General features: G+C 63.6%; 15 protein-coding genes and 1 pseudogene. 6 read left to right on the top strand and 10 right to left on the bottom strand.

Features of this window, described 5'->3' with window-relative positions; translation table 11 throughout:
* Positions 1 to 8: 8 nt before the first annotated feature.
* Complete coding sequence (locus tag IVB01_RS30915; protein WP_247279144.1) at positions 9 to 6,305, bottom strand: HAMP domain-containing protein; 6,297 nt, start codon at positions 6,303 to 6,305, stop codon at positions 9 to 11.
* A gap of 282 nt (positions 6,306 to 6,587) precedes the next feature.
* Here IVB01_RS30915 and IVB01_RS30910 point away from each other — a divergent pair, with 282 nt between their 5' ends.
* Entirely contained in the window at positions 6,588 to 6,881 is a 294-nt protein-coding gene (locus tag IVB01_RS30910; protein ID WP_247279145.1) for a hypothetical protein, read from the top strand.
* Between the two features lie 7 nt (positions 6,882 to 6,888).
* Here the strand turns inward: IVB01_RS30910 and IVB01_RS30905 are convergent, their stop codons facing one another.
* A complete protein-coding gene (locus IVB01_RS30905; RefSeq protein ID WP_247279146.1) occupies positions 6,889 to 7,401 on the bottom strand; it encodes a DUF4142 domain-containing protein in 513 nt (170 codons plus the stop codon).
* A gap of 93 nt (positions 7,402 to 7,494) precedes the next feature.
* Between IVB01_RS30905 and IVB01_RS30900 the strand changes: the two genes are divergently transcribed.
* The 3 genes from IVB01_RS30900 to IVB01_RS30895 all read left to right on the top strand — a co-directional run bounded on the left by IVB01_RS30900 (position 7,495) and on the right by IVB01_RS30895 (position 8,222).
* Complete coding sequence (locus IVB01_RS30900) at positions 7,495 to 7,689, top strand: hypothetical protein (RefSeq protein ID WP_247279147.1); 195 nt, start codon at positions 7,495 to 7,497, stop codon at positions 7,687 to 7,689.
* A gap of 118 nt (positions 7,690 to 7,807) precedes the next feature.
* A complete protein-coding gene (locus IVB01_RS35530; RefSeq protein WP_256464595.1) occupies positions 7,808 to 7,939 on the top strand; it encodes a hypothetical protein in 132 nt (43 codons plus the stop codon).
* 79 nt (positions 7,940 to 8,018) lie between these two features.
* Positions 8,019 to 8,222: a hypothetical protein gene (locus tag IVB01_RS30895; RefSeq protein ID WP_247279148.1), complete on the top strand. Its 204-nt coding sequence runs from the start codon at positions 8,019 to 8,021 to the stop codon at positions 8,220 to 8,222.
* Positions 8,223 to 8,357: 135 nt separating this feature from the next.
* Here IVB01_RS30895 and IVB01_RS30890 read toward each other — a convergent pair whose 3' ends face one another.
* The 8 genes and pseudogenes from IVB01_RS30890 to IVB01_RS30855 form a co-directional block, all read right to left on the bottom strand.
* A complete protein-coding gene (locus IVB01_RS30890) occupies positions 8,358 to 8,606 on the bottom strand; it encodes a hypothetical protein (RefSeq protein ID WP_247279149.1) in 249 nt (82 codons plus the stop codon).
* A 234-nt stretch (positions 8,607 to 8,840) separates the two neighbouring features.
* A complete protein-coding gene (locus IVB01_RS30885; RefSeq protein WP_247279150.1) occupies positions 8,841 to 9,359 on the bottom strand; it encodes a DUF3147 family protein in 519 nt (172 codons plus the stop codon).
* Positions 9,359 to 9,706, bottom strand: coding sequence for a DUF3147 family protein (locus IVB01_RS30880; protein WP_247279151.1), 348 nt, complete (start codon positions 9,704 to 9,706; stop codon positions 9,359 to 9,361). The genes IVB01_RS30885 and IVB01_RS30880 overlap by 1 nt, the downstream gene beginning before the upstream one ends.
* Positions 9,703 to 10,290: a phosphatase PAP2 family protein gene (locus IVB01_RS30875; protein ID WP_247279152.1), complete on the bottom strand. Its 588-nt coding sequence runs from the start codon at positions 10,288 to 10,290 to the stop codon at positions 9,703 to 9,705. The genes IVB01_RS30880 and IVB01_RS30875 overlap by 4 nt, the downstream gene beginning before the upstream one ends.
* Positions 10,291 to 10,386: 96 nt before the next feature.
* Positions 10,387 to 10,557 (bottom strand): annotated as a pseudogene (locus tag IVB01_RS30870) (NAD(P)-dependent oxidoreductase); the annotation flags it as partial.
* A 401-nt stretch (positions 10,558 to 10,958) separates the two neighbouring features.
* Entirely contained in the window at positions 10,959 to 11,510 is a 552-nt protein-coding gene (locus IVB01_RS30865) for a DUF4142 domain-containing protein (RefSeq protein ID WP_247279153.1), read from the bottom strand.
* An 85-nt stretch (positions 11,511 to 11,595) separates the two neighbouring features.
* A complete protein-coding gene (locus IVB01_RS30860) occupies positions 11,596 to 11,823 on the bottom strand; it encodes a hypothetical protein (RefSeq protein WP_130212842.1) in 228 nt (75 codons plus the stop codon).
* Positions 11,824 to 11,831: 8 nt separating this feature from the next.
* Positions 11,832 to 13,619, bottom strand: coding sequence for a thiamine pyrophosphate-requiring protein (locus IVB01_RS30855; protein WP_247279154.1), 1,788 nt, complete (start codon positions 13,617 to 13,619; stop codon positions 11,832 to 11,834).
* A 144-nt stretch (positions 13,620 to 13,763) separates the two neighbouring features.
* Here IVB01_RS30855 and IVB01_RS30850 point away from each other — a divergent pair, with 144 nt between their 5' ends.
* Together IVB01_RS30850 and IVB01_RS30845 are read left to right on the top strand one after the other, a co-directional pair.
* Positions 13,764 to 14,138, top strand: coding sequence for a PRC-barrel domain-containing protein (locus IVB01_RS30850; RefSeq protein WP_247279330.1), 375 nt, complete (start codon positions 13,764 to 13,766; stop codon positions 14,136 to 14,138).
* Positions 14,139 to 14,152: 14 nt separating this feature from the next.
* Positions 14,153 to 14,311 carry a hypothetical protein gene (locus IVB01_RS30845; RefSeq protein ID WP_247279155.1) on the top strand — a complete coding sequence of 53 codons (159 nt, stop codon included), beginning with the start codon at positions 14,153 to 14,155 and terminating at the stop codon, positions 14,309 to 14,311.
* Positions 14,312 to 14,376: the final 65 nt, after the last annotated feature.

Below are 14,376 nucleotides of genomic sequence, written 5' to 3'. Positions count from 1 at the left end.
GATCCAACTCAGCGGTGCAGCCACATGCGGATCGCAAGCAGCAATTGATCGGTGTTGACGGGTTTGGCGAGATAGTCGGACGCGCCGGCCTCCAGGCATTTCTCACGATCACCCTTCATCGCTTTGGCGGTCAGCGCGATGATCGGCAATCGCGCGAAGGCCGGGTTCTCGCGGATCACACCCATGGTCTGATAGCCATCCATCTGCGGCATCATGATGTCCATCAGCACGATGGCGATTTCCGGATTGGATTCGACCAGCGCGACCGCCTCGCTGCCGGTCGTGGCCGTCAACACCTTCATGCCGCGCCGTTCCAACACGCTCGACAGCGCGAAGATGTTACGGGCATCGTCGTCGACGAGCAGGGCCGTCTTGCCGATCAGGTCCTCGTCGGAACTGTTCAGCTTCTCCAGCATGCGCTGCTTCTCGACCGGTAGTTCCGTGATGACACGGTGCAGGAACAGCGCGGTCTCGTCGAGCAGGCGCTCCGGCGATTCCACGCCCTTGACCACGATGCTGCGCGCCATGGTGTGGAGTTCTGCATCCTCCTCCGCCGAGAGCTCGCGGCCGGTGAACACCACGACCGGAATGTTCGACAGCGCCTCGTCATTGCGGATCTCGTCGAGCACCTCGAAGCCGCTCATGTCCGGCAGCCGCAGGTCGAGCACCACGCAATCGCAAGGCTGCTCGCGCAGCGTCGAGAGCGCGCCGGCACCGGTGTCGGTAACCACGATCTCGATGTCGTCGTGGTGCAGCAGCTCGCGGATCGAGAGTTGTTCGGCCTCGTTGTCCTCGACGATCAGGAGTCGCTTGCGCCGCGGCCGCGCATATTCCTTGATCTGCGTCAGCGCGGCGGAGACGCCTTCCGTCGTCGTCGGCTTGTTGACGAAGGAGAAGGCCCCCCGCGCCAGCGCGTGCTGGCGGTCCTCGTCGAGCGTGATGATCTGGACGGGAATGTGGCGGGTCAGCGGATTGTGCTTGAGCTGGCTCAGCACCGTCCAGCCCAGCACGTCGGGCAGGAACACGTCGAGGGAGACGGCCGTCGGCTGGTACTGTTTGGCGAGCTCCAGCGCTTCGGCACCGCGGGCCGCAACCAGGACCTTGAAGCCCTTGTCGCGGGCGAGATCGACCAGCACGCGCGCATAGTGCGGATCGTCCTCCACAATCAGGAGGATGGTGTCGCCCGGCTCGATGTTGAGGCGGTCGTCGGGAAGCTGCTCGATGACGCGCTGCTGGTCAGGCGCGGCCGGCTGTAGCGCCGGCGGCTGGGTGTGTTGCTGTGGCGCGGGCGCAGCACGCGGTGCGAGCGTCGGGCCGGAATATTTCAACGGCAGATAAATCGTGAAGGACGAGCCCTTGCCCGGCGAACTGCGCAGGTGGATTTCGCCGCCCAGTAGGCTTGCGAGCTCGCGGCTGATCGCAAGCCCGAGGCCCGTGCCGCCATATTTGCGGCTGGTGCCGGCGTCAGCTTGTTGGAACGCTTCGAAGATCAGTTTCTGCTTCTCCAGGGGAATGCCGATGCCGGTATCGGACACCTCGAACGCGATCACGGCTGGTGCGGAGTTCAGTACCGGATGATCCGTCCCCCAGCCGCCGACCGCGCTGGCGACCTTCAGGCGCACCTCGCCTTCGGCGGTGAACTTGAAGGCATTGGAGAGCAGGTTCTTCAGCACCTGTTGCAGGCGCTTGGAGTCGGTGACGATGCTGCGGGGCAGGTTCGGATCGATGTCGATCTTGAACGACAGATTGCGGTTTTCCGCCTCGTGCCGGAACGGCCGGCCCACGGTCTCGAGCAGATTCGCGGTCAGGATTTCCTCGGCGTCGACCGTGACCGTGCCGGACTCGATTTTGGACAGATCGAGAATGTCGCTGATGAGATTGAGCAGGTCGGTGCCGGCGCCGTGGATGGTGCGGGCGAATTCGACCTGCTTGGCCGAGAGGTTGCCGTCCGGATTGTCGGTGAGCTGCTGTCCGAGGATCAGGATCGAGTTCAGCGGCGTGCGCAGCTCGTGGCTCATATTGGCCAGGAATTCGGACTTGTACTTCGAAGTTAGCGCGAGCTCGGTCGCCTTTTCCTCCAGCGCGCGGCGGGCCTGCTCGATCTCCTGGTTCTTGCGCTCGACCTCGACGTTGCGCTCGGCGAGCTGCTGCGCCTTCTGTTCGAGCTGGTCGTTGGTTTGCTGCAATTCGCGCTGCTGCGTCTGCAGCTCGCCGGCGAGCTGCTGCGACTGCTTGAGCAGGCCTTCGGTCTGCATCGTCGCCTCGATCGAGTTGAGCACGATGCCGATGGAGTCGGTGAGCTGCTCCAGGAACGTCATCTGCGATGTCGTGAACGATGTCAGCGAAGCAAGTTCGATCACGGCCTTGACCTGGCTCTCGAACAGCACCGGCAGCACCACCAGGTTCTTCGGCGCGACACGAAGCAGCGCCGAGTTGATCGGCACCACGTCAGGCGGAATGTCGGCGACCACGCGCGGCCGCTTGTCGAGGGCGCACTGGCCGATCAGGCCTTCGCCGAACTGAAGCACGCGCTGATAGGGATAGATGCCGTCGCTGGCGTAAGAAGCGAGCAGCAGGAGCTGCGGATCGTTCTCGTTCTCGACCTGGTAGATCACGCCGGTATGGGCGTTCACCAGTGGCGACAATTCGGTGAGCAGCAGCCGGCCGACGGTGGTGAGGTCACGCTGGCCCTGGAGCATGTTGGTGAATTTCGCGAGGTTGGTCTTCAGCCAGTCCTGCTCGGTGTTCACGTCCGTCGTCAGACGGAGATTCGTGATCATCGTGTTGATGTTGTCTTTCAGCTCAGCGACTTCGCCGCGGGCGTCGACCTGGATCGAGCGCGTCAGGTCGCCTTTGGTCACGGCAGTCGCGACTTCCGCGATCGCGCGCACCTGTGAGGTCAGGTTGGCCGCGAGCAGGTTGACGTTGCCGGTCAGGTCCTTCCAAGTGCCGGCGGCGCCGGGCACGTTGGCCTGGCCGCCGAGGCGGCCCTCGACGCCGACCTCGCGCGCCACCGACGTCACCTGATCGGCGAAGGTAGCAAGCGTCTCGGTCATGTTGTTGATGGTGTCGGCGAGCGCCGCGACCTCGCCCTTCGATTTCACGGTGAGGTTCTGCTTCAGATCGCCGTTGGCGACGGCTGTGACGACCTTGACGATGCCGCGGACCTGTTCGGTCAGGTTTGCCGCCATGAAGTTCACCGTGTCGGTGAGATCCTTCCAGGTGCCGGCGACGCCGGGCACCTGCGCCTGTCCGCCGAGCTTGCCTTCGGTGCCGACCTCGCGCGCCACGCGCGTGACTTCGCCGGCGAAGGCATTGAGCTGGTCCACCATGGTGTTGATGGTGTTCTTCAGCTCGAGGATTTCGCCCTTCACGTCGACCGTGATCTTGCGCGAGAGGTCGCCGCGCGCGACCGCCGTGGTGACTTCGGCGATGTTGCGGACTTGCGTGGTGAGGTTCGCGGCGAGCAGGTTGACGTTGTCGGTGAGGTCCTTCCAGGTGCCGCCGACGCCGGGCACGACGGCCTGACCGCCGAGCCGGCCTTCGGTGCCGACCTCGCGCGCCACGCGCGTGACTTCGGCGGCGAAGGAGCGGAGCTGCTCGACCATGGTATTCAGCGTGTCCTTCAAGAGAAGGATTTCGCCGCGCACATCCACCGTGATCTTCTTCGAGAGGTCGCCGCCGGCGATCGCGGTCGCGACCTCGGCGATGTTGCGGACCTGGGCCGTCAGGTTGGAGGCCATGAAGTTGACGTTGTCGGTGAGGTCCTTCCAGGTGCCGGCGACGCCGGGCACTTCGGCCTGACCGCCGAGCTTGCCTTCGGTGCCGACCTCGCGCGCCACGCGCGTGACCTCGCCCGCAAAGCCATTGAGCTGGTCCACCATGGTATTGATGGTGTTCTTCAGCTCGAGGATTTCGCCCTTCACGTCCACCGTGATCTTGCGCGACAAGTCGCCTCGCGCCACGGCGGTGGTGACTTCGGCGATGTTGCGGACCTGGGCCGTGAGGTTGCCCGCCATCGAGTTCACGCTGTCGGTGAGGTCCTTCCAGGTGCCGGCGACGCCGGGCACGTTGGCTTGACCACCCAGGCGGCCTTCGGTGCCGACCTCGCGCGCCACGCGCGTCACCTCGCCCGCGAAGCGGTTGAGCTGGTCGACCATCGTGTTCAGGGTGTCCTTGAGCTGTAGGATCTCGCCGCGCACGTCCACGGTGATCTTGCGCGAGAGATCGCCGCCGGCGATCGCGGTCGCGACTTCGGCGATGTTGCGCACCTGGGCGGTCAAATTGCCCGCCATCGAGTTCACGGAATCGGTCAGATCCTTCCAGGTGCCGGCGACGCCGGGCACGCCGGCCTGGCCGCCGAGCTTGCCGTCGGTGCCGACCTCGCGGGCGACGCGCGTCACTTCGCCGGCGAAGGCGTTGAGCTGGTCCACCATGGTGTTGAGCGTTTCCTTCAGCTGAAGGATTTCGCCCGATACGTTCACGGTGATCTTCTTCGACAAATCGCCCTTCGCCACCGCGGTCGCGACTTCGGCGATGTTGCGGACCTGTCCGGTCAGGTTCGAGGCCATCGAATTGACGCTATCGGTGAGGTCTTTCCAGGTGCCGCCGACGCCGCGCACGACGGCCTGGCCGCCGAGCTTGCCTTCGGTGCCGACCTCGCGCGCCACGCGCGTCACCTCACCGGCGAAGGCGTTGAGCTGGTCCACCATGGTGTTGATGGTGTCCTTCAGCTCCAGGATCTCGCCGCGCACGTCCACGGTGATCTTCTTCGACAGGTCGCCGCCGGCGACCGCCGTTGTCACCTCCGCGATGTTGCGGACCTGCGCAGTCAGGTTCGAGGCCATCGAGTTGACGCTCTCGGTCAGGTCCTTCCAGGTGCCGGCGACGCCGAGCACGTTGGCCTGACCGCCGAGCCGCCCTTCGGTGCCGACCTCGCGGGCGACGCGCGTCACTTCGCCGGCGAAGGCGTTGAGCTGATCGACCATCGTGTTGAGCGTCTCCTTCAGCTGAAGGATCTCGCCCGAGACGTTGACGGTGATCTTCTTCGACAGATCGCCGCTCGCGATCGCGGTGGCGACATCGGCGATGTTGCGGACCTGTGCGGTCAGGTTCGACGCCATGAAGTTGACGTTGTCGGTGAGGTCCTTCCAGGTGCCGGCGACGCCGGGCACCTGGGCCTGGCCGCCGAGCTTGCCTTCGGTACCGACCTCGCGTGCGACGCGTGTCACTTCGGAGGCGAACGAATTGAGCTGGTCCACCATGGTGTTGATGGTGTCTTTCAGCTCCAGGATCTCGCCGCGCACATCCACGGTGATCTTGCGCGACAGGTCGCCGCGCGCCACGGCAGTCGTCACGTTGGCGATGTTGCGCACCTGGGCGGTCAGATTACCGCACATCGCGTTGACGCTATCGGTGAGGTCCTTCCAGGTGCCGGCGACGCCGGGCACGATCGCCTGGCCGCCGAGCTTGCCGTCGGTGCCGACCTCGCGCGCCACGCGCGTCACTTCGGAGGCGAAGGAGCGGAGCTGATCCACCATCGTGTTGATGGCTTCCTTGAGCTGGAGGATTTCGCCGCGGACGTCGACGGTGATCTTCTTCGACAGGTCGCCATTGGCGACCGCGATCGTCACCTCGGCGATGTTGCGAACCTGGTTGGTCAGGTTGTTCGCCATCGAGTTGACGCTCTCGGTGAGGTCCTTCCAGACGCCGGTCACCTCGGGCACCTGAGCCTGGCCGCCGAGCTTGCCTTCGGTGCCGACCTCGCGCGCCACGCGCGTCACCTCGGAGGTGAACACGCCGAGCTGCTTGATCATGGTGTTAACGATGGTCGCCGACTGCAAGAACTCGCCGCGCAGGGGGCGGCCGTCGACGTCGAGCTTGACGGTCTGGAGCAGATCGCCTTGCGCCACCGCCGCGACTGCACGCGTCACCTCACGGGTCGGCCACAACAGGTCATCGATCAGCGTGTTGACGGACCCTTCCATGTCGGCCCAAGAGCCAGATGCGAGGCCGAATTTCACGCGCTGGCGGGTCTTGCCCTCGCGGCCGACCACCTGGCCGACCAGCTCGAGCTGCTGCGCCATGCGCTGATTGGCGGCGATGATTTCGTTAAAGGTGTCGGCGATCTTACCGTCGATGCCGAGATAATCGCCGCTCATCCGCACGGAGAAATCGCCGCTGCGCATTGCCTGCAAAGCGAGCAGCAATTCCGCCCGGGAATCCGGATCCGACGTACCGTTGGTCTTTGGCTTTGGGACGCGACGACCGGAGCGTGATGCAGTTCCGGGATCGAGGTCGCTCATACTGATTCCCCCGCAGGCGCCGGCCGAATCTATGGCAAGACGCGTTTGGTCAAAATAGAGCGTCAGCCAAATTCGAAATCAAGCGCCAAGGTTGCGGCGCACCGAAAATGGAACCTGCTTTGCTCAGCCCAATAGCATTAACTGCGAACAGTCGGATCGGTTCCACGAAAATTCCGAGAATTCGGCCCTCGGCGGACACCATGGATTAGCGCCTCGCGCACCACGCCTTTCGGAACGGAGCGGCACCCCTGCGGTTAGCCCGCAAAGATAGGGAGAGCGCAGATGAAAGCTGGATTGGCCGTGGTGGTCGTCATGTTGCTTGCCGGATCGGCCTTCGCCCAGGGCGGGGCGCCCAGCGGCCGAGGGGCCGTGACGGGCGATCCCGCCGCCAGCTCGGCCACGCCTCAGGCGGATACGCCGACCACGGGGACGGCGACCCGATCCAACCCGAGCGGGAGCGGCACGTCCACCTCGGGCGGCAGGGATGACAATGGCGATGCGGGCCGGGACAGGATGCCGGAGAGCAACCGGACTGTGCGGCCGGAGAGTCAGCAACATCATCCGAACGACAAATAAAAGACGGCTACTTGTCCGCCATAGTGCGCTCGGCCGCCTTGACCTGCGCACGCAGCGTCGGGAGCTGCTCGCGCGCCAGCGCTGCAAGCGCAGGATTGTCGGGCGCCTTCAGATAGCGTTCGAGCAGGTTGATGGCCGCTTCATATTCGGGAATCTGCGAGGCATAAAAGCTTCGGACGTAAGTTGGTCCGTCCGAAGTTTCGGGTTCGACGAGGCTCGCGCTCGCCGAGGCGGTCTTGCTGACGCGCGGCTCCGCACCGATGGTCTCTTGGATCTGTTTCAGCGCCTTGTCGCGCTTGGCCGCTTCTTCGGCGCGTAGCGCGGCAAGGTTCTTGACCTCCGTGTTGCCCTTCAGGTCGGTGCTCTCAAGCAGACCCTGCTGGAAGCGGCTGAAGGCGTAGAGGCCGCTGATGACGTCGATTGCGCTCGGCGTGGGCTCACCAAGCTGTCGCTCGCCAGTGCTATCGGCAGGCGCTGCGGTGCTGACGCACACCAGGACTATCGCGACGAGAACTCGCATCGATATCAATGACGGATGACGTGCGAAGTTCCCCGAACGTTACGATCCGGTAAGGGCATTGCGACCCGAGAGTTCCGCCCCCACGTCTTCGGTATGAAACAGTCTGACATTTTCAGGGACAACGCCGACAATTGTCTTCAGCTCGCCGAGCGCGCGGAAGGGCAACCCGCTTATAAGCGCTATTCGCGCATGGCGGATGCCTGGACTGCACTTGCGAGGGAGCAGGATTGGCTCGATGGAGAAATCCCGCCCGTGAGGGTCCATATCCCTCAAAAGCTGGATAGGTAGACGCTCTCGTCCTGGTGAAGCCGCGTGTGAGACCGCGCACGGAATGCAAGAGACCAATCCAGGATCATCCGTGAGTAGTCGATCGCGTTGCTTTTCGATTCCAGAAGGAGGTTTCGCAATGGCTCCACGTCTGGTTCTTCTTTCACTGATTCTCGCTTTTGGCGTTTCGGTCGCCTTCGCGACGGTCACGACCGTGCGGCAGGTGCATCTGGAAAATGCATCGGCTGCGGTCCACTCGGCGCGCAGTTAGCGTCGGGGGCTCCCGCCCGGAACAATCGACGTGCCCGCGCGTAACCGCTGCGAAACATCAAGAGAGGCGAGAGCAGATCATGGCCCATTCCGACCACGGAATCGTCAAGGACAAGCGGGCGGAGGAGCAGCCGCGTGACAAGCAGCGTGCGCAATCCGTGCACAAGAGCGATCCCAAAGGCTCACCGTCGCGGGAAGCGACACGCGATCCCAAGCTGAACGACAATGGCAAAACACCGGGCGCCGGCGCGATGCCTGACGATTCAGGAGATGCAACAGGCTAGTTCTCGGGAGGAACGAATCTCCGCGGGAAGAGTCGACGGATTGCTTCCGGTTGTCATGCCCCCGGTGCGCCGGAAGCAATCTCCAAGGACGGCCCTGGCACCCCCGTGCCGGGGTCGTTTGTTTTGTGGACCGTCCTATGGGTTAGTCTCGCCGTCCGGCTCGCCCTGAACATGTCCGCCGGGTCCGCGGCCGAATACGCCGAAATTGCTCGACTTCACGCCGGCTGCCGGATCGACATCCGCTGCGGCCAGCCCGAACTTGAGGAGTTCGCGGACCGCTGCCGCTCGGGTCGGCATGCGATGTTTGAACCGGAAATCGTCAACAGCGGTCAACTCTTCCGGCGAGAGCATGACCTGAAGGCGTTCGGCGCGAAGGTCGTTCATGGTCGATCATGCAAATTGAGCAAGTTGAGTAGTTTACTCAATGGACGAACTAAGTAGGAGTTCCATAAGAGTCAGAAAAATCATCCCTGAAGCTATAAACATCAGCAAAATCAATAATTTGATATTGAGACCAGTTGTGCGCTGGCGCATTTCCTGACGGACGAAGTCAGGTTGTCCCGCGAGCTTTCTGTAGAGACAGAAGCACAGAAGCCGGTGCGTCCGAGCCCCCAGAGGTTATTTAAGGACGTGAGCACCCCGTTTCCTGATGCTACGGCAAGAAGCTCCAGCCGCTCGTTGATCGTGCCCGCGCTCGGGCTGCGGGCGATTTGAGGTGGTGCGCAGCTTCCGCCTCAACCACCATGCTGACACGGCCACCATTACCCAGGCTAGGATGGCGGCCGCGAATGCCCCGGTGATGCTTGCCGACACCACGGCGTAGAAAGCCGCTGCGAACGCTGCGAGGCCGATACTTCCGAGGCCGGCGCCCGCAGCGTCCAACGCTGCGGCCTGCTGCCCGCGTCTTCGCCCGCTGAATCCGGCTTTTTCCTTGGCGCGGCGCTCATGGCGTTCGATCAGCGTCGCGCTGGCACAGAAGATGGCGGGAAGCGCGAGAAACAGTCCGCCGATCGCGAGGCCAAAATGGCTGCCGATGAGGCCTGCCGCTACCGTCGCGAGGCCGCCCAGCACGAAGCGCACCACGTATTCGTACCAATGCGTCTGCTTCAGCGCGGATGATGACAGCTTGACCAGCATCAGGCGGCGCCTCCGAAACCCGCGAGCAGGCCGAAGGCGACCACGAGCCAAACCAAAAATGCGAGGATGGTGGCCGGCAGCGCCGCGAGACGAAATCTCATCAGCAGGTGGCAGACGGCGAGGCTGTAGCAGCCGAGGGCGACAGCGCCGTAGATCATCGTCCAGCTCTCGGCCGCGGCATATTGCGGGCCGTGCTGAACGACCGCGATGCCAAGCGTCGCGAGTGCGACCGACGGCGCCGCGCCGAGAAGCCCGGCAAAGCTCTTCGGCTTGAGCATGTCTCCGAAGATCGCGAAGGCGGAGACGATGAGGCCGCCCGCGACGAAGCGCAGGAGATATTCCGTCATGGCCCTACTCGCGAGGCTTGATGCCGCTGCCGCTGCGATTTTCCGAACGTAAATGGCCTGAACAGTCGCTCGACGACGATTCCGAGGGTGAACCCCGCCACCACGTCGCTGGCCCAATGTGCAAGCACCGCGACGCGCGTCAACGACAGCGCCACGGCAAGGGAGCGCACCAGCCGGCGGGGAGCGGGGGCCAGCAGCCCAGCCGCCGAGGCGAGCGCGCCCATGTGCAGAGCGTGGCCGGACGGAAACGCATCACGTGGCTTTCCGGAGATAGGGATACCGTGCAAATGGCCGCGCAGCGTCAGGCGATCGGGTCTTGTCTGATCGAACACGGACTTTAGCAGGTGCGGGAGCACTGCAGTGGCCACGGAAACTGCCAATACGTGATTTGCAGCAGATCGCGCCTCGGGCCGTCGAAGCTGCGCGTAGAGCCATCCAGCCGCGGCGAGCGCAAGCATCACGTGCTCGTCCGCAGCCCACGTCAAAGTCTGCGCGGTTTGCTCGATGCCCGAATTGGTGTTGTCCGCAATCTCGTGTGCGAGCGCCTGATCGATCCGAGTGGGTTTTACTTCTACGAGGGCCATCGGTCTGGCGAGCTATCCTTCATGACTGTTTTGTAAATTCTGTATGACAATGAAGGTTCCAGCGGGCGCCGTTGCGAGGGCTGTCCCGAGCCCCCTCGCGGCGCCGTAGACATCGCCTGTCGCATAGCTTGCGTCTGCCGCGGCAAGCTGCACGTAGATCGAGGCTAGCTCGCCCGGCTGACCGGGACGACCGAGGGATGTCGTGCCGCCGAACTTTTCCAGCTTCTCCATGATGGCGCCGCCGGACACCTGGAGCGGCATCCAGATCGCTCCGGCGCGACGTGTGGCGGGCGAGCCGGCCGGAGCCTTAGTAGCTGGTCTCGCCATGATCCGGCCGCGGCTCCATGTTGCCGGCAGGGCCGGGCAGGGCTGCGAGTGCTTCTTGAACGGCGGCTTCGGATAGCGGCTGACGGGATTGATCAAGTCGTGCTCAGCTGTGGACGTACGTCCTTCCGCCGTTGCTGTGGACGTACGTCCTTCCGCCGTTGCGGAAGCCAGCGAAGCCGCCGCGAGCGTTCCGCTCGCGGCGTGGCAATGTGCCGGCGCGATATCGAAGTGTTGTCTTGCTGCGCCCTGAGGATCTCCGCATTTGCGACCCAAGGTGCGGAGAATGGCATCGTGGCTCAGACGAGGAGGACGCCGGCGGAGCCGCCGTCCTCGGCCGCTGCCTACTTGGACTGACCGACGCTCGGCGCCTTACCGAGCTCCTTGGCCATGTCGAGATGGTGCTTGAGCGCCGGCAGCGTCTTGCCGGCCCAATCCTTCAACGCGGCATTATCGCCGCCCTTAGCATACCGCTCGAACAGGGAGACGGCGTCCTCATGGGCGCTGACCTGGTAGGAATTGTAGTCGGAACTGAAGTCCTTGCCGGTCGCGCTCTTGAGCTTGTCGAGCTTGCTTTGGTGCGAACTGTCGAGCGCCGTCGGCAGCGTCGCCTGGACCTTGCCGTTGCCGACCAGTCCCTTCAGTTCGCTGCTGGTCTTGGTGTGATCGGTCACCATCTGCTGGGCGAACGATTTCTCCTGCGCATTGCCCTTCTGCTCAGCGAGCTTGCCCGACTCGATCTCGAACATGTCGCTGATGGCGACCTCCTTGACGAAGTCGGCGGTTGCCGGCGCGACGCCGAGTGCCGAATTGACGCCGGTCTTCTCGCCCAGCGATTGGGCCAATGCGGGACCTGCGAGAAGCACGCAAGCAATGGCGACGATGGTTCGTTTCATGGTCCGTCTCTCCAATTGTCGCGCGGCCACCTGCCGCGCCGTGTTGCGCCGATCAACACGCCGCGAGGGCCGAGGTTCCTAACGACTAGTCCGTGGGATTACGCCCGGTGCGCGGGTTGATGGGGTCGGTCGGCTTGCGCCGAAGCCGCTCGGGCAGAAACGGCTCGGCCGGCGCGGCGGTGGCGTCGGCGCGCACGTCGGCATGACGCTGTGCCCGCTCATGCGGTGTCCGGTTGTCGTTGAAATGCCACTTCACGTCGACGCCGTCGACCGGGTCGTTGACGCCGTGCTGAATATCGCGGAAGTCACTCATGGTTCACCTCATTGCTTTCCGGGCAGAATCGATTCCAACACCTGCCGCGCAGCTCCCTTGATCATTCCGCTTTCGTTCGGATCGCCCTTCATCAGGGTGAGCGAGAAATTCTTCGCCTGCTGCAAGGTGATGTGCGGCGGCAGCGGCGGCACCTCGGGATCGGTTTTCACTTCCAGGACGACAGGCATATCGCTCGCCAGCGCCTGCTCCCAGGCCGAGCCGAGCAGCTGGGGACAGTCGACGAAGATGCCGCGCAGGCCGATCAGCTCAGCGAAGCGTGAATAGGAGACGTCAGGAATGCGCTGCGAGGCTTCGAACTTGGGATCGCCGTTGATGATGCGCTGCTCCCAAGTGACCTGGTTGAGGTCTTCGTTATTGAAGACGCAGACGATGAAGTGCGGATCTCGCCAAGACCGCCAGTATTTCGCGGCCGTGATCAACTCGGCCATGTTGTTCATCTGCATGGCGCCGTCGCCGACCAATGCGATCACAGGTCGGTCCGGATGGGCATATTTGGCGGCGAGCGCGTAAGGCACCGCAGCACCCATCGAGGCGAGGCCGCCGGAAAGCGAGGCGGTCATGCCGCGGCGCATCTTCAGGTCGCGCGCAAACCAGTTGGCACAGGAGCCGGAATCGCTGGTGATGATGGCGCGGTCGGGCAGGCGCGGAGACAATTCCCAGGCAACGAGCTGCGGATTGACGGGCGCGGCGGGCTGATGCGCGCGGTCGTCCAGCGTTTTCCACCATGTCGCGACATCCTGCTCGATGGCCTTGCGCCAGGCGCCGTCGCTCTTTGGCGCGAGCCGCGGCAGCAACGCGCGCAATGTGTCGGCGGCATCGCCGACGAGACCGACCTCCATCGGAAAGCGGATCGACATCATGCTCGCATCGATATCGATCTGCACGCCGCGCGCCGCACCTTCCTTGGGCAGGAATTCGGCGTAAGGAAAGGCGGAGCCTATCATCAGCAGCGTGTCGCATTCCATCATCATGTTGTAGCTGGGCTCGGTGCCGAGCAGGCCGATCGAGCCGGTGACCCATGGCAGGTCGTCGGGGAGTGCGGCCTTGCCGAGCAGCGCCTTGGCGCAGCCGGCCGATAGCCGGTCGGCGACCGCGATGACTTCATCGGTGGCGCCAAGCGCGCCGGCCCCGACGAGCATCGCAACCTTATTGCCGGCATTGAGGATGTCCGCCGCGCGGTCGAGATCAGCGTCACGCGGCGTGATGCTGGGCGCGCTGTAGCCGATGCCGGAATGCAACGTGCCGTGCGCACGGGGCGGGTCCTCGTAAGGCTCCTCCTGGATGTCGTTTGGCAGGATGATCGCGGTCGGGACTCGTCTCGCCAGGGCGATCCGCACGCCGCGATCGATCAAGTGCCGGACCTGCGCGGGCGAAGAGGCTTGTGCGACATAGGCGCCGGCGACGTCCTTGAACATCGACACCAGGTCAAGTTCCTGCTGGTAGCTCCCACCCAGCGCATTGCGCGCCTGCTGGCCGACGATGGCGAGCACCGGCTGGTGATCCAGCAGTGCATCGTAGAGGCCAGTGACGAGGTGCGAAGCGCCGGGCCCCGAGGTCGCGATACAGACGCCGAGCTGGCCCGAGAATTTCGCGTAGGCGGTCGCCATGAATGCCGCCATCTCCTCGTGCCGCGCCTGCACGAAGCCGATCCTGCCTTCAGCCCGGTTCATGGCGCCGAACACGCCGTTAATGCCGTCTCCGGGGTAACCGAAGATGTGACGCACGCCCCATTGATGCAGGCGCTGAACGATGAAGTCTGAGACGGTCTGAGACATTAGGGGCGGCTCTCTCGGTTCGGACCTGGTTAGACTCAGAGAACCTGTTGTTTTCGGCGATGTTCCTTGGCTCTTGCGGAACCGCGTCGGAACGATCGCTGACCTCGCGCCGTTGATTCACAAATGGCTGAGTGGAGAATTACGATGCTGAATCAGGGTGAACTGGACCAAAACGAGATGGGCCGGCTGATCGGAAGCGACAAGGTCGAAGGAACATCGGTCTATGGGGCCGATCGAAACCGGATCGGTTCAATCGAACGCGTCATGATCGACAAGATCAGCGGCAAGGTCTCTTACGCAGTGCTTGGCTTCGGCGGATTTCTCGGCCTCGGCAATGATCATTACCCGTTGCCCTGGCAGTCCCTGAAATACGACACCGAGCTTGGCGGCTATGTTACCGCGATTACCGCGAAGGATCTGGAAGGCGCTCCGAAATATGGTGAGAAGGCTGAGTGGAACTGGGGTGATGACGCTGCCGTACGCGGTATCAATGCCTATTACGGCGTCCCCTTCGCGTAACAAAGGACGATGCGATGAGTAAGGAACGGCCGACCGATGATCCCCGGACTCAGAACGACTGGGGTTCGCACAGGCAGACGGACAAGCCTTGGAAGGGCAATCCGGAAAAAGAGCAGGGATCGGACAAAGTAAAGCCCGACCTCGAGAAATGGCACGAGACCAAGACGCACTAACGTCCACTTTCCGTAAGAGCGATCGAGAAGCGCAGCGCGGCGGTGCTGCGCTTTTTCTGAGCACC

The organism is Bradyrhizobium sp. 164, from assembly GCF_023073715.1.
Taxonomy (GTDB): Bacteria; Pseudomonadota; Alphaproteobacteria; order Rhizobiales; family Xanthobacteraceae; genus Bradyrhizobium.
Note: the sequence above shows the minus strand (reverse complement) of the source record. Positions and strands in the feature narration are given on the sequence as shown.

Coding starts and splice junctions, on each gene's coding strand:
- IVB01_RS30915 (WP_247279144.1), bottom strand. CDS start 6,305: ATGAGCGACCTCGATCCCGGAACTGCATCACGCTCCGGTCGTCGCGTC.
- IVB01_RS30910 (WP_247279145.1), top strand. CDS start 6,588: ATGAAAGCTGGATTGGCCGTGGTGGTCGTCATGTTGCTTGCCGGATCG.
- IVB01_RS30905 (WP_247279146.1), bottom strand. CDS start 7,401: ATGCGAGTTCTCGTCGCGATAGTCCTGGTGTGCGTCAGCACCGCAGCG.
- IVB01_RS30900 (WP_247279147.1), top strand. CDS start 7,495: ATGAAACAGTCTGACATTTTCAGGGACAACGCCGACAATTGTCTTCAG.
- IVB01_RS35530 (WP_256464595.1), top strand. CDS start 7,808: ATGGCTCCACGTCTGGTTCTTCTTTCACTGATTCTCGCTTTTGGCGTT.
- IVB01_RS30895 (WP_247279148.1), top strand. CDS start 8,019: ATGGCCCATTCCGACCACGGAATCGTCAAGGACAAGCGGGCGGAGGAG.
- IVB01_RS30890 (WP_247279149.1), bottom strand. CDS start 8,606: ATGAACGACCTTCGCGCCGAACGCCTTCAGGTCATGCTCTCGCCGGAA.
- IVB01_RS30885 (WP_247279150.1), bottom strand. CDS start 9,359: ATGCTGGTCAAGCTGTCATCATCCGCGCTGAAGCAGACGCATTGGTAC.
- IVB01_RS30880 (WP_247279151.1), bottom strand. CDS start 9,706: ATGACGGAATATCTCCTGCGCTTCGTCGCGGGCGGCCTCATCGTCTCC.
- IVB01_RS30875 (WP_247279152.1), bottom strand. CDS start 10,290: ATGGCCCTCGTAGAAGTAAAACCCACTCGGATCGATCAGGCGCTCGCA.
- IVB01_RS30865 (WP_247279153.1), bottom strand. CDS start 11,510: ATGAAACGAACCATCGTCGCCATTGCTTGCGTGCTTCTCGCAGGTCCC.
- IVB01_RS30860 (WP_130212842.1), bottom strand. CDS start 11,823: ATGAGTGACTTCCGCGATATTCAGCACGGCGTCAACGACCCGGTCGAC.
- IVB01_RS30855 (WP_247279154.1), bottom strand. CDS start 13,619: ATGTCTCAGACCGTCTCAGACTTCATCGTTCAGCGCCTGCATCAATGG.
- IVB01_RS30850 (WP_247279330.1), top strand. CDS start 13,764: ATGCTGAATCAGGGTGAACTGGACCAAAACGAGATGGGCCGGCTGATC.
- IVB01_RS30845 (WP_247279155.1), top strand. CDS start 14,153: ATGAGTAAGGAACGGCCGACCGATGATCCCCGGACTCAGAACGACTGG.